Annotated in this window: 11 protein-coding genes; all 11 read right to left on the bottom strand. The window is 62.6% G+C overall.

Features of this window, described 5'->3' with window-relative positions; all coding sequences use genetic code 11:
- Nucleotides 1–7: 7 nt before the first annotated feature.
- On the bottom strand, nucleotides 8–907 hold the full coding sequence (locus ACSQ3F_RS00425; protein WP_436098392.1) for a carbohydrate ABC transporter permease: 900 nt from the start codon (nucleotides 905–907) through the stop codon (nucleotides 8–10).
- 16 nt (nucleotides 908–923) lie between these two features.
- Nucleotides 924–1,856: a carbohydrate ABC transporter permease gene (locus tag ACSQ3F_RS00430; RefSeq protein WP_349433407.1), complete on the bottom strand. Its 933-nt coding sequence runs from the start codon at nucleotides 1,854–1,856 to the stop codon at nucleotides 924–926.
- 96 nt (nucleotides 1,857–1,952) lie between these two features.
- A complete protein-coding gene (locus ACSQ3F_RS00435; protein WP_436098393.1) occupies nucleotides 1,953–3,269 on the bottom strand; it encodes an ABC transporter substrate-binding protein in 1,317 nt (438 codons plus the stop codon).
- A 159-nt stretch (nucleotides 3,270–3,428) separates the two neighbouring features.
- Nucleotides 3,429–4,496 carry an ABC transporter ATP-binding protein gene (locus ACSQ3F_RS00440; RefSeq protein WP_436098394.1) on the bottom strand — a complete coding sequence of 356 codons (1,068 nt, stop codon included), beginning with the start codon at nucleotides 4,494–4,496 and terminating at the stop codon, nucleotides 3,429–3,431.
- Between the two features lie 98 nt (nucleotides 4,497–4,594).
- Nucleotides 4,595–5,371: an SDR family oxidoreductase gene (locus tag ACSQ3F_RS00445; protein ID WP_436102000.1), complete on the bottom strand. Its 777-nt coding sequence runs from the start codon at nucleotides 5,369–5,371 to the stop codon at nucleotides 4,595–4,597.
- A 1-nt stretch (nucleotide 5,372) separates the two neighbouring features.
- Nucleotides 5,373–6,356, bottom strand: a complete 984-nt coding sequence (gene denD, locus ACSQ3F_RS00450) for a D-erythronate dehydrogenase (RefSeq protein WP_436098395.1) — start codon at nucleotides 6,354–6,356, stop codon at nucleotides 5,373–5,375.
- A 144-nt stretch (nucleotides 6,357–6,500) separates the two neighbouring features.
- The gene (locus ACSQ3F_RS00455; RefSeq protein WP_436098396.1) at nucleotides 6,501–7,277 is read right to left on the bottom strand and encodes a FadR/GntR family transcriptional regulator; all 777 of its coding nucleotides are present in this window, start codon (nucleotides 7,275–7,277) and stop codon (nucleotides 6,501–6,503) included.
- A 310-nt stretch (nucleotides 7,278–7,587) separates the two neighbouring features.
- The gene (locus ACSQ3F_RS00460) at nucleotides 7,588–9,030 is read right to left on the bottom strand and encodes a coniferyl aldehyde dehydrogenase (RefSeq protein ID WP_436098397.1); all 1,443 of its coding nucleotides are present in this window, start codon (nucleotides 9,028–9,030) and stop codon (nucleotides 7,588–7,590) included.
- Between the two features lie 21 nt (nucleotides 9,031–9,051).
- Nucleotides 9,052–10,158 (bottom strand): NAD(P)-dependent alcohol dehydrogenase, encoded by a 1,107-nt coding sequence (locus ACSQ3F_RS00465; protein ID WP_436098398.1) that lies wholly within the window; start codon nucleotides 10,156–10,158, stop codon nucleotides 9,052–9,054.
- 58 nt (nucleotides 10,159–10,216) lie between these two features.
- Nucleotides 10,217–11,041, bottom strand: coding sequence for a p-hydroxycinnamoyl CoA hydratase/lyase (locus tag ACSQ3F_RS00470; protein ID WP_436098399.1), 825 nt, complete (start codon nucleotides 11,039–11,041; stop codon nucleotides 10,217–10,219).
- Nucleotides 11,042–11,082: 41 nt separating this feature from the next.
- Nucleotides 11,083–12,669 (bottom strand): AMP-binding protein, encoded by a 1,587-nt coding sequence (locus ACSQ3F_RS00475; RefSeq protein ID WP_436098400.1) that lies wholly within the window; start codon nucleotides 12,667–12,669, stop codon nucleotides 11,083–11,085.
- Between the last annotated feature and the right edge of the window lie 85 nt (nucleotides 12,670–12,754).

A 12,754-nucleotide genomic window follows, 5' to 3' on the forward strand; every position in this document is an offset into this window, starting at 1 on the left:
CGGGCACTCATTCCTTCACCGCCCCGGTCATGGACGACACGTAATAATCGACGAAGAACGAATAGAGGATCACCACCGGCAGCGAGCCGAACAGCGCGCCGGCCATCAGCGCTCCCCATTCGAACACGTCGCCGCGGACCAGTTCCGTCAGCACCCCCACGGGCACGGTCTTGTTTTCCGAAGACTGGATGAAGGTCAGCGCATAGATGAACTCGTTCCAGGAAAGCGTGAAGGCAAAGATACCGGCCGAGATCAGTCCGGGGACGGCGAGCGGCAGGATGATCTTGATCAGGATCTGCCAGCGCGTCGCGCCATCCACCAGCGCGCTCTCCTCGAGCTCGAACGGGATCGACCGGAAATAGCCCATCAACAGCCAGGTGCAGAAGGGAATGAGGAAGGTCGGATAGGTGAAGATCAGCGCCAGCCTGGAATCATAGATGCCGAACTTGAAGACGATGAAGGCTAATGGAATGAACAGGATCGAAGGCGGCACGAGATAGGCGAGAAAGATCATCAGGCCGACCGGCCGCGAGCCCGAAAACCGCACCCGCTCGATCGCGTAGGCCGCAAAGACGGACGCCGCCAGCGACAGGAACGTCGAGCAGGTCGCCACCAGCATCGTGTTCCACAGCCAGCCGGGATAGGAGGTCTCGAACAGCAGGTACTTGATATGATCGAGCGTCGGCCCGACCACCCAGAAGGGGCTGTAATTCGTATAGTCGGTCAACTGCGAATTCGGCTTCACCGCGGTGATCGCCATCCAGTAGAACGGAAAGAGCAGGACGAAGACGAATACCGCCATCGGCAGATAAACCACCACGATCCTGCGCGGCAGGCGGTTGAGATAGCTCATTCCCTGTACGTCGTCGGTGAGAACGGCGTCGTCGGATTTCACGGTCATGGTCATCGTCATTCTCCCTCAATCAATCCTGGCCGCCCTGCTGCCATTTGCGGCGTTGCAGACCGAAGAAGCTGAACATGATGGCGGCAAGCAGGAAGGGGATCATCGCAACGGCGATCGCCGCCCCCTCGCCTAGCTGTCCGCCGGGAATGCCGCGCTGGAAAGAGAGTGTCGCCATCAGATGCGTCGCATTGACCGGCCCGCCCTTGGTGAGCACATAGATGAGCTGGAAGTCGGTGAAGGTGAACAGCACCGAGAAGGTCATGACGACGGCAATGATCGGCGTCAGCATCGGCAGCGTCACATAGCGGAAGCGTTGCCAGCTCGTCGCACCGTCCAGCGACGCCGCCTCCTGCAATGAGGCCGGAATGGTCTGCAGTCCTGCCAGCAACGAAATGGCAACAAAGGGAATGCCGCGCCAGACATTGGCGGCGATCACCGAGGCACGGGCATTCGTCGGATCGCCCAGGAAGTTGATCGGGCTGTCGATCACGCCGAGCTGCATCAGCGACCAGGAGATGATCGAGAACTGCGCATCGTAGATCCACCAGAAGGCAAGCGCCGAGAGCACGGTCGGAACGACCCAGGGCAAGAGTACGATCGCCCGGAAGAAGGACTTGAACGGCAGGTTTTCATTCAACAACAGCGCCAGCCAGAGCCCGAAGACGAATTTCAGGATCGACGCGACGACCGTGTAGAGAAGCGTGTTGAAGACCGAGAGCCAGAAGACCGAGTCCTCGGCAAGGAAGATGTAGTTTTCGAGCCCGATGAACACCCCGTCGCGACCGATGCGCGTGTCGGTGAAGCCGAGCCAGACGCCGAGACCGAGCGGATAGGTCAGGAAGCAGACAAGGAAGACGGCGGCCGGAAGCATGAAGAGGAAACCGATCATGTTCCTGTTCTGCATGAGCGAGGCCATCGCGGATGGCGGCTTCCTGGATGACACTGTGGACATCGGACATCTCCCGTATAGCGAATTGGGGAACGGGTATCGGCGGGGGCATTTCCGCCGATACCCTGTCTCAGCGGCCCATGCAGGCCGCTTTGGGATTTAGACCCGGTAGTAGCGGTTTGCCCGGCGCTCAGCCTCGACAATCGCCTCTTCCGGCGTCATCTGCCCCGTGACCGCGGCGGCGAACATGTCGACCAGCACATAGTCGGCCATCACACCGGCGGACGCATAACCGAGCGGTCCGGCATAGCCGTTGGGGCGCAGCGTTTCCGAGGCGCGCGCATAGGGCGCGTGGATCGGATCGGAGGTCCAGACGGGGTTGTTGGCGAATGCCTTGAGCGGCTGGCAGCAATAGGCGCTGGAGCCCTGTATCCAGGCGTTCATCTGGTCGGCCTCCATCATGAACTTGATGTAGGCCTTGGCCGCTTCCGGATATTTCGTATGGCTGAACAAAAGCAGCGAGCTTGTCTGATGCAGTTCGACGCTCTGGCCGACCGGACCGACGGGGAAGTTCGTGGTGCGGATGTCGGCCGAGAGTTCCGCCATCGCCGGGTCTTTCTTCGACGCATAATAGAGCGAGACGCCGTTCGCCGTCAGCGACACCTGGCCCGCCAGGAAGGCGCGGTTGTTGTTGATGTCGAGCCAGCTCTCGGTGCCCGGAATGAAGGTCTCGTAAAGCGCCTTGGCGTAGTTGATCGCTTTCAGCGTTTCCGGACTGTTGATGACGACCTTGCCGCCTTCATCGACCATCTTGCCGCCATGGCTCCAGAGCAGCCAATGGGCATAGTTGTTGCCGTCGCCGACGGCCTTGCCGTGCGGGAAACCGGCGGGTGTTCCCTTGGCCTTCATGGCCTTGCAGAGTTCGAGGAACCCGTCAGTATCCTTCGGAAATTCGCTGAACCCCGCCGCCTTCATGTGACTGTCACGGTAGCAGACCGCGTTGCCGATGGCCGTCAGCGGCATGGCGATGAACTTATCGCCGCGCGACGCATAGCCCTTCACGCCATCATACCAGCCGCCATATTTGCCGCCGAGGTAATTGGCGAGTTCGGTCACGTCGACGAGCTTGTCGGGATATTGATGGGCGTCATCGAACCAGCACATCACCATATCCGGCCCGGAACCGACATTGGCGGCAACGGCCGCTTTCGGGCGAATGTCTTCCCAGCTTTCCTTGTCGATGCGGACCTCGACCCCGGTCGCCTGGGTGAATTTTGCGGTATTCGCCAGCCATGCATCCTCGTCACCCTTGACGAAGGGCGTCCAGCGCAACAGCCTCAAGGTTGCACCTTCCTCCGGCTTGTAGGCCGGCTCCGCACCTTGGGCGAAAGACGGACGGATGCCGAAAGGCGAAAGTCCGGCCATGCCTGCAACCGCTGCGGATGCGGCAAGAAAATCACGTCTCTTGAAAGTCATAATGCTCCTCCTGGTGACACGGGACATGGTCCTTTCCGGCACCCGCCGTCCCGTTTGGCGAATGCTTAAGGCAATGGCTTCCGACACTGCCGGAAATGCCGGCCCGAAACCGGATGCGTCAGGGCTCCTCTCCCGACGCAGCGGCAAAACGGGGCGGTATCAGTCGATCAGCCGCACCCCCGTTTCGGCGTCGAACAGGTGAACATGATCGGCATCGATCGACAGGTGGATCGCCTCCCCCGGTCTGGCGTTCACGCGTTCGCGGAAAACGCAGGTGACGTCCGTGCCGCCGAAGCGCACGATCAACTGCGTCTCGTAGCCGGTGGGCTCGATAACCGCGACGGTGACGGGAAACCCGTTCGGGTCGAGCGACATATATTCCGGCCGCAGACCGTAGATGAGATCGCGCCCTCTTGCCGCCGATGGCGGCCGCGCGACCGGCAGTGCCATGCCATCGGTCGCGATAAAGCTGTTCGGATTTTGCGGATCGAGCCGGCCCTTGATCATGTTCATCGCCGGCGAACCGATGAACCCTGCGACGAAAAGATTGGCGGGACTGTCGTAGAGATCGAGCGGAGCGCCGATCTGCTCGACAATGCCGTCATGCATGACGACGATCTTGTCGGCCATGGTCATCGCCTCGATCTGGTCATGCGTGACATAGACGGTGGTCGTCTTCAGCCGCTGGTGCAGTTCCTTGATCTCGGCGCGCATGGCCACGCGCAGTTTCGCATCGAGGTTGGACAGCGGTTCGTCGAACAGAAACACCTGCGGATCGCGCACGATCGCCCTGCCCATCGCCACGCGCTGCCGCTGGCCGCCGGAGAGCTGGCGCGGATAGCGGTCGAGCAGCTTGGAAAGCCCCAGAATTCCCGCTGCGGTGCCGACACGCTTGTCGATATCGGCTTTCGGCGAGCCGTTCAGCATTAGCGAGAAGGCCATGTTGTCGGCGACCGTCATATGCGGGTAAAGCGCATAGTTCTGGAACACCATGGCGATATCCCGATCCTTGGGCGGCAGGGCGTTGACCACCTTGTCGCCGATGCGGATCTCACCCGCCGAAATGTTTTCAAGCCCGGCCAGCATTCTCAGAAGCGTCGATTTCCCGCAGCCGGAAGGGCCGACAAGGATGACGAATTCGCCGTCCTCGATTTCGATGTTCACGCCCTTGATGACGGGAAAGGCTCCGAATGATTTTTTGACATCGACGAAATCAACGCCTGCCATATGCTTTCCTCCCATAGGAATTTCATCTGAAATCGGCGGATTGTCCGGCGGCATTTCCTCATGCCGTTCTCGGACGCCTCCGGTTCCCTCGACTGCCCTTACCCCCGCCCGACCAGCGGCATCTTCGTCGCCATCACCGTCATCGTCAGCACGTTGGCCTCCAGCGGCAGGCTCGCCATATAGACGACGGCCTCGGCGATATGCGCGACAGGGATCGTCGGCTCACTGGCGGTCTCGCCATTCGCCTGCAGCACCCCGGAATTCATCTTCGACGTCATGTCGGTGGCGGCATTGCCGATATCGATCTGGCCGCAGGCGATGTCATAGTCCCGCCCGTCGAGGGCGCTCGACTTGGTCAGCCCGGTGATCGCATGTTTCGTCGCGGTATAGGGAGCCGAGTTCGGACGCGGCGCCTGGGCCGAAATCGAGCCATTGTTGATGATCCTGCCGCCGCGCGGCGCCTGGGCCTTCATCAGCCGGAACGCCTGTTGCGTGCAGAGAAAGGCACCCGTCAGGTTCGCGGCGAGAATGCCGCTCCACTGCTCGAAAGTCACTTCTTCCAGCGACACCGGCGGAACGTTGGAGCCGGCATTGTTGACAAGCAAGTCGAGCCGGCCGAACTCCGTGCGGATCGCCTCGAAAAGGCGGGCGACCGCATTGGGATCGCCTATATCCGCCGAAATCGCACGCACGGTTCCTCCCGTTTGCGACGCCATGTCGCCGGCGGCTTTCTCGAGCACGTCGGCACGCCGGCCGGTGATGACGACGGTATAACCTTCGGCACTCAAGGCCTCCGCGATGCCGCGTCCGACGCCGGTGCCGCCGCCCGTCACCAATGCAATCTTGCCCTCGCCGGATCTCAAACCGCGAACCATGTCAGACATGTCCTCCGAGCTCGTCGTCGATATGGATCCTGATGATCTCGTCGAAATTGGTCTCGGCCTTGAAACCGAGTTCGGACGCACGCCGCGCATCGAAATCGGCCGGCCAGCCTGAAACAATCGAGCGGATAACCGGATCCGGCTTCCGGCGGATGAGCTTGACGGCCTTCTCACCGGCGACGCGTCGAAGCGCCTCGATCTCTTCGCCAACGAGGGCAGAAAGTCCGGGCATGGTCAGGTTGCGTCTCGGGCCGATCACGGACGTATCCATCCGCGCGGCATGAATGAAGAAGCCGACCGCCGAGCGCGGGCTTGCAAACCAGTGGCGCACATTCTCGTCCACCGGCAACACCGCCTCCTGACCGGCGAGCGGCTCGCGGAGAATATTGGAGAAGAAGCCGGACGCCGCCATGTTGGGTTTGCCCGGGCGGACGCAGATCGTCGGCAGCCGGATGCCGACGCCGTCGAAAATATCGCGCCTCGAATAGTCGGCCAGAAGCAATTCGCAGATCGCCTTTTGCGTGCCGTAGCTCGTCAGCGGCGTAGTGAAGAACTCATCGCCGATCTTTTCCGGGAATGGCTGCCCGAAAACGGCGATCGACGAGGCAAAGATGACGCGCGGAATGTAGGGCTCCCGCAGCCCCTCATGGCGGATCGCCTCGAAGAGCGCTCGCGTACCGTCAAGGTTGACCTTGTAGCCCTTGTCGAAATCAGCCTCCGCCTCGCCGGAAACGATCGCCGCGAGATGGAAGATCACGCCGGGCCGCAAAGCGACGAGTTTCTCAGCGGCGGCGTCCTTTGAAAGATCAAGCGCAAGCGTCGTCGCAACGGCCGACAGCGCTTGCGGCACAGGCGGCTCGATCACATCCACCAAAGTCAGCTTGCCGATGTCGTAGCCAAGCGCGCCGTTCTCCGCGGCGAACTTTTCCACCAGCTTGCGGCCGACCATCCCGGCCGCTCCAATCACCATGACATGCATTACCGGCGAACCTCCCTGTCTGCCACCCGGCTACAGCGCCGCGCGTCAAACATGACGCGCAAAGGACGCTGTAGCACTTTGAAACTGCTGCATAATTTTATCCTTAAATCGATTCCGATTTAAGGAATTATGCAGTAAGCCGGATCAAGCTTTAGTCCCGCTCTTGCTTTTTTCCCGCTTCGGCTGCCCGCTCACGCCAAGCAGTTCCTTCGTCGTGTCGTAGATTCGGGTGAGATGCTGGCGAAACGCTGCGATCACCGCATCCCGGTCGCGCCGCTCCAGCGCCTCCACGATCTCGGTGTGGTCGTCATAGCTGGCATCGATGGCGCCCGGCCGAGACATGGCGCTGCGCCGGTAGTCCATCATGTAGGTGTAGAGATCGGTGACGAAATCGGAGAGCAGCGGGTTTCCGCAAGCCCGGTAGATCGCCACATGGAATTCGCGGTCGCAGATCAGGAAGCGCATGGCGTCATCGCCACAGATCTTCTGCGCCTCGAGCAGGCTTCTGAGCTTGCCCAGCGTCTCTTCGTCAATCCTCTCGGCAGCATCGCCGACGACCTTCAACTCGATATGCAGCCGGGCCGCGTGAACATCGTCAAGGTCGTAGCTGTCGATGGCGTTGGGCGACGCGATGGTAACGGTGAGATGGCTGAGATCGACATTGCAGACGCGCGTGCGGCTGCCCTGAGACACCTCGACGATGCCGCGCGCGGCAAGCGTCTGGATGGCGCCACGCACCGTCTCGCGGCTGACATGAAGTACATTGGCGAGTTCGCGTTCCCCCGGCAAGACATCGCCGGGGCGCAGCATGTTGGTGGCGATCAGCACCATCAACTTGTCGACGATGACATCGCGTGCCGTGCGCCGGTCAAGGCTCTGCCCGACCTTCGGCACCTGGGTGAGTATCGGACTGCCTTCCATCGCCGTCTCCAACTGACCTACTGGTTGGTCCAGCAGATCAGTTGCGATGGAACTGCCAAAAGCCTGCCGCGTCAAGGCAACTTCGTCGCTGCACTGCACCAAAAATTTGCACGTAGTACGTGTATAATCAGTCGAGCCGGAATGCAAGTTCTTGTTGCGCTTGGGCCGGAGTGGTTCTGAAAGCCCGCGATCATTGACGCCGGAACCATCGGCCACGTCGCCGACGGCGGCGATGACAACGAAGAAAGGTGCGCGACCGCGCCGGACCTTTCAGCCAAGCGGCATCGATGTCCGGCACGCAGTTTTCCGGTTACTTGCAGATCGCCGCGGCCAGGAAGCCGCGCATGGCATCGCCGAAGGGCGGGCGCATCATGTACTCCGCTTCCACCATCTTGCTCTGATGATAGACCGCGCGCGGATGCGAGAAGGCGAGGAAGCCGAACTTGCCGTGATAGGCCCCCATACCCGAATGGCCGACGCCGCCGAAGGGCAGGCCTTCGGCAGTGACATGGCTCATGCAGTCGTTGACCGTCGCCCCGCCAGAGGTCGTGTTGGCGAGCACACGGGCCTCCTCTTCCTGATCCCGGCTGAAGTAATAGAGAGCGAGCGGGCGCGGCTTGGCATTGATGCGGTCGATGACGTCGGCGATATCGCGATAGGGAACGACCGGCAGCACGGGTCCGAAGATTTCTTCCTGCAGCACGCGCATATCCTCCGTCGGGTCGAGGATCAGGGTCGGAGGCATCCGGTGGGCGGATTGCTGGGAGAAGTTCTCCCCGGCCGGATTGATCTCGATGACGCGCGCGCCCTTGGCACTTGCATCGTCGATCAGGCCCACGATGCGGGCATGGTGGCGGGCATTGACGATCGAGGTGTAGTCCGGATTTTCCTTCAGCGCCGGATACATCGCGCCAACCGCTGCGACCGCGTGTTCGGCAAAGGCCTCGACGCTTTCCTCGGGCACATAGACATAGTCCGGCGCGAGGCAGATCTGGCCGGCGTTCAGCGTCTTGACCGTCATGACGCGGCGTGCCGCATCGGCGAGATCGGCGGAGCGGCCAATGACGACGGGCGACTTGCCGCCGAGTTCCAGCGTCAGCGGCGTCAGGTTTTCCGCCGCCGCGCGCATGACATGATGGGCGATCGCGGTCCCACCGGTGAAGATCAGGTGGTCGAAGGCGAGGCTCGTAAAGGCCGTGCCTGTGGCCGGGCCGCCCTGAACGACGGCGATCTCCGTTTCGTCGAAAGCGCCGGCGATGAGCTCCGCCATCAGCGCTGCCGAGGCCGGTGTGACCTCGGACGGCTTGATCATGGCGCGGTTGCCGGCGGCGAGAATGCCGGCGAGCGGCGCAAGGGCGAGCTGATAGGGGAAGTTCCAGGGGCTCAGGATCCCGACGATCCCCTTCGGCTGATAGACGACTTCGGCCACCGCGTCCGGGAACAGTGCCTCGTGCTTTTCGGGCATCAGCCATTCGGCGACATGGGCCTTGGCATATTTCAGCGAGCCGACGCAGGTGAAGACGTCGAGAAGCAGGCTCGCCTCGACGCTGCGGCTGCCGAAATCCTCCGAAAGGGCCGCGGCAATCGCGTGCTTGTTGTCGACGAGCAGGGCAATGACGCGGTCGATGCGATCGATCCGGGTCTCGATGCCCGGTGGCCCTTCCTTGAGGAAAGAAGCCCTCTGCCGGGCAAGCAGCGCCTTCATGGCTTCGGGACTGGTGTCGGCGGCAGTGATCGGGGTGACGGTGTTCATTGTTTCCTCCCTTGGACGGTGTCAGACGGCCGGCTGGCGCACGACCGGTTTCAATACAATGCCTTTTTCCGAATCCTCGACCGCCTGGTTGATGTCGGCGAAATCATAGAACGTGACGAGCCTGTCGAAGGGGAAGCGGCCCTGCCGGTGGAGGTCGATCAACAGCGGGATCAGCACATCCGGGTTGGAATCGCCCTCGACGATGCCGCGGACCCGCCGTCCGCCCGACAGGATATGGGTGAGGTCGAGCGTCAGCGTCGCGCCGGCGGGCGAGGCGCCTACGATGCCGCAGGTGCCGCGCGGCGCAAGCACGCGCACGCACTGGTCGATGACGGCCGGAACGCCGGAGGCATCGATCGAATAGTCGACGCCGGCGCCAGTCAGCCCCATGATCGCGGCGACCGCATCCGTCGCCTTGCCGTTGACAATGTCGGTCGCGCCGAGCTCTGCAGCAAGCGCGAGCCGGGTCTCGTTAACGTCGACGGCGATGATCCGTGACGCGCCGGCGACCCGCGCCGCCATCACCGCGGCAAGCCCGACCGAGCCCATGCCGAAGACCGCCAGCACCTTGCCCGGTTCAACCTTGAGCGCGTTCATCACCGCGCCGGCGCCGGTCTGGATGCCGCAGGCGAGCGGTCCGAGCAGCGCCAGATCGGCGTCTTTCGGCACTTTCACGATATTACGTTCATGGCAGAGAGCATGGCTGGCGAAGGAGGATTGTCCGAAAATATTGCCGTGGACCGGCGCGCCTTCGCAGGAGATCCCGCTCGAACCGTCGGCGCGCGAACCGAAGAAATTGCGCGGAAAGAATTCGTGGCAATAGGTCTCCTCGTGATCGTTGCAGCTCGGGCAATGACCGCAGGAATTGAAGGTCATGACCACGTGATCGCCAGGCTTCACCTTGGCGACGCCCGGCCCGACACGCTCGACGATGCCGGCGCCTTCATGACCAAGCACGACCGGCTGCGGCACAGGCAGATGCTGGTCGCGCATGACGATATCGGTGTGGCAAACCCCGGTCGCCACGACCCGGACCAGGATTTCGCCCTCGCGCGGCTCCTCCAGATCGAGCCTTTCCAGCGAAAACGGCATATGCGGCGCACGCGCCACCGCGGCATGGATCTTCATTATCTTCCTCCTCCCGATGGTCAGCCCGCGAACGGCCCGGCGTGCCGGGCCCGTTCCCTCAGCGGGCGCGTTTGTAGGCGCCGAGCCCCGGCTGATAGGTCTTGTCGTCGAGGAACTGCTTCAGCCCCTCGTCGCGTCCCTTGGTTTTGTCGAGAAACAGCATCTGCTCGAGCTTGGCATAGATGTAATCGTCGGCGAGATCCCACGGCAGGTCGCGCACGCGCTTGTAGGTGTCCTTGGCGGCCTTCAGCGTCACCGGGTTTTTTTCGAGCAGGCTGGCGCAGATCTTGCGGACCCGGGTTTCAAGTTCTGCGAGCGGCACGGCCTCGTTCACCAGGCCCATTTCGGCCGCCTTGCGCCCGCCGAAAAGTTCACCGGTCATGATGTAGTAGAGAGCGTCGCGATGGCGCATCACCTCGGCGACCGCGCGGGTGACGTTGCCGCCCGGCAGGATGCCCCAGTTGATTTCGGAGAGGCCGAAATTCGCCTCCTCGGCGGCGATGGCGAGATCGCAGGAAACGAGCGGCGTGAAGGCGCCGCCGAAGCACCAGCCATTGACCATGGCGATCGTCGGCTTTTCGAAATACATCAGCCGGCTCCACCAGCCGCCCGATTGCCGCCGCGCCTTCAGCGTGGCGTCGCGCGGCTTGCCGTCGTTGTCGCGGAAATATTCCTTGAGATCCATGCCGGCCGACCAGGATTCGCCAGCACCCCGCAGGACGAGCACGCCGCAGCGCTCATCACCTTCGAGTTCGTCGAGCACCTGAAGCATGCGGGCGTTCAGGGCCGGGTTCATCGCATTGCGCTTTTCCGGGCGGTTGAGGGTCACAAAGGCAATGCCGTTGTCGAATTCGACCAGAACCGGCGATTTTATTTCAGTCATGGGTTACTCCATAGGTTTCGGGGTGAATGGCCGAGGCCGTTTCACAAAGCTTGTCGTTGAAGGGTTTCGTCGGGGTGAACCTGGCGCAGAACATGTTTCTGCACCTTGCCGGAGGCGGTACGGGGAATGGTCTCGACAAAGAGGATGCGAGCCGGGCGCTTGAAGGCGGCGAGCCGTGCCGCGCAATGGCCGGCGATCTCGTCGCCCGTTGCCATCGCGCCCGACCGCAGCACGATATAGGCGACGCCGCATTCGCCCCACCGGCTGTCGGGAACGCCGACCACCGCGGCATCGAGCACGTCCGGATGGCTTGCGAGCGCCGCTTCGACTTCGGCCGGGTAAACATTCTCCCCGCCGCTGATATACATGTCCTTCAGCCGGTCGACGATGCGGTAGAAGCCGTTCGCCTCGCGTTGGCCGAGATCGCCGGTGCGGTACCAGCCGTCGGCGAAGGCAGCGGCGGTTTCCCGCGGCTTGTTCCAGTAGCCGGGCGTCACCGCCGGCCCGCGCAGCCAGAGTTCGCCGATCTCGCCTTCCTTTACCTCGTTGCCCTCTGCGTCGACGATGCGAATGTCGAGCAGCGGCGCCGGAAGACCGACACTGCCGGGATTGTCCTGCACCGCGCGCCGGTCGATCGGCACATGCAGCACCGTTCCTGCCTCGCTCATGCCGTAACCGTTGACCAGCGCCACGCCGTCGGCGAGATAGCTTTCGATCAGCGCCTGGGTGAGCGGCGCGCCGCCGACGAAGATCGCGTGAAGCCCTTCAAGAGCGGCGGCGCTATAGGCGGGATCGTTGCGCAGCGCGAGCGCGATTTGCGGCACGGCGAAATAGTGGGTTATGGCGCGCTGCCGGTCGGCAAGTGCTGCGAGCGTTCTGGCCGGCGTGAAACGATCGGAGATGACCAGCGTGCCGCCCATCATCAGCGTGGTGCGCGCAACCGCGATCAGCCCGATCGTATGGAAGAACGGCAGGTCGCAGAGCGCGACCGAACCCGGCCCGATCTCTCCGACGAAGGAAAAATTGACGGCGGCGAAAAAGGCGTTGCGACGGGTGATGACGACGCCCTTCGGCTGCCCCGTCGTGCCTGACGTATAGAGAAGGATGCAAGCCGCGTCGGCATTGACCGGCACCGGTCCGGCCGGATGGCTTGCCTCGATCCGGGCGGCGAGACCGTCCGGACCGTCAGCGGTCGATATCATCGCCATCTGCGGAACGGCGCTCGCAATGCTGGCCGCCGTTGTCGCGAACTCCTCGTCGTGGACCAAGAGAGCGGGCGTGCAATCGGCAAGGATCGGCCGAAGCTCGGCGGCGTTGAGGCGCCAGTTGAGAGGGACATAAACGGCGCCCGCGCGCTGGCAGGCAAAGGCAAGCACGATCGAATCGATGGAGTTGCGCGCCAGCATGGCGACACGCGGCCCGTCCTGCCGCGCCCCAAGCACCCCGCTCAGGAAGCCGGCGCAACAGGCGATGCGGGCATCGAGCCCGGCATAGGTGAGCTGCCGGCCGGTGGCGATCTCGAACAGGGCCGGACGATCCGGCGCGACCCGGGCCCGGTAAAGGATCGGGTCCTCCTGAACCAGTCCGCAATCTGTCGGCGAAACCATCCCGAAAAAGGATTCTGCCATTTTCTCCTCCCATGCCCGCCACCCCTCCGCGGCAAGCATTTAATTTGTATGTAACACATACTAATATTTTTTGGACGGAATGCAA

Origin of the sequence: Pararhizobium sp. LjRoot238 (assembly GCF_964252955.1) — a bacterium.
Lineage (GTDB): Bacteria > Pseudomonadota > Alphaproteobacteria > Rhizobiales > Rhizobiaceae > Pararhizobium.

Bases quoted from the DNA above. Each gene is read 5' to 3' on its own strand.
- ACSQ3F_RS00425 (WP_436098392.1), bottom strand. From the start codon at position 907: ATGACCATGACCGTGAAATCCGACGACGCCGTTCTCACCGACGACGTA.
- ACSQ3F_RS00430 (WP_349433407.1), bottom strand. From the start codon at position 1,856: ATGTCCACAGTGTCATCCAGGAAGCCGCCATCCGCGATGGCCTCGCTC.
- ACSQ3F_RS00435 (WP_436098393.1), bottom strand. From the start codon at position 3,269: ATGACTTTCAAGAGACGTGATTTTCTTGCCGCATCCGCAGCGGTTGCA.
- ACSQ3F_RS00440 (WP_436098394.1), bottom strand. From the start codon at position 4,496: ATGGCAGGCGTTGATTTCGTCGATGTCAAAAAATCATTCGGAGCCTTT.
- ACSQ3F_RS00445 (WP_436102000.1), bottom strand. From the start codon at position 5,371: ATGGTTCGCGGTTTGAGATCCGGCGAGGGCAAGATTGCATTGGTGACG.
- denD (WP_436098395.1), bottom strand. From the start codon at position 6,356: ATGCATGTCATGGTGATTGGAGCGGCCGGGATGGTCGGCCGCAAGCTG.
- ACSQ3F_RS00455 (WP_436098396.1), bottom strand. From the start codon at position 7,277: ATGGAAGGCAGTCCGATACTCACCCAGGTGCCGAAGGTCGGGCAGAGC.
- ACSQ3F_RS00460 (WP_436098397.1), bottom strand. From the start codon at position 9,030: ATGAACACCGTCACCCCGATCACTGCCGCCGACACCAGTCCCGAAGCC.
- ACSQ3F_RS00465 (WP_436098398.1), bottom strand. From the start codon at position 10,158: ATGAAGATCCATGCCGCGGTGGCGCGTGCGCCGCATATGCCGTTTTCG.
- ACSQ3F_RS00470 (WP_436098399.1), bottom strand. From the start codon at position 11,041: ATGACTGAAATAAAATCGCCGGTTCTGGTCGAATTCGACAACGGCATT.
- ACSQ3F_RS00475 (WP_436098400.1), bottom strand. From the start codon at position 12,669: ATGGCAGAATCCTTTTTCGGGATGGTTTCGCCGACAGATTGCGGACTG.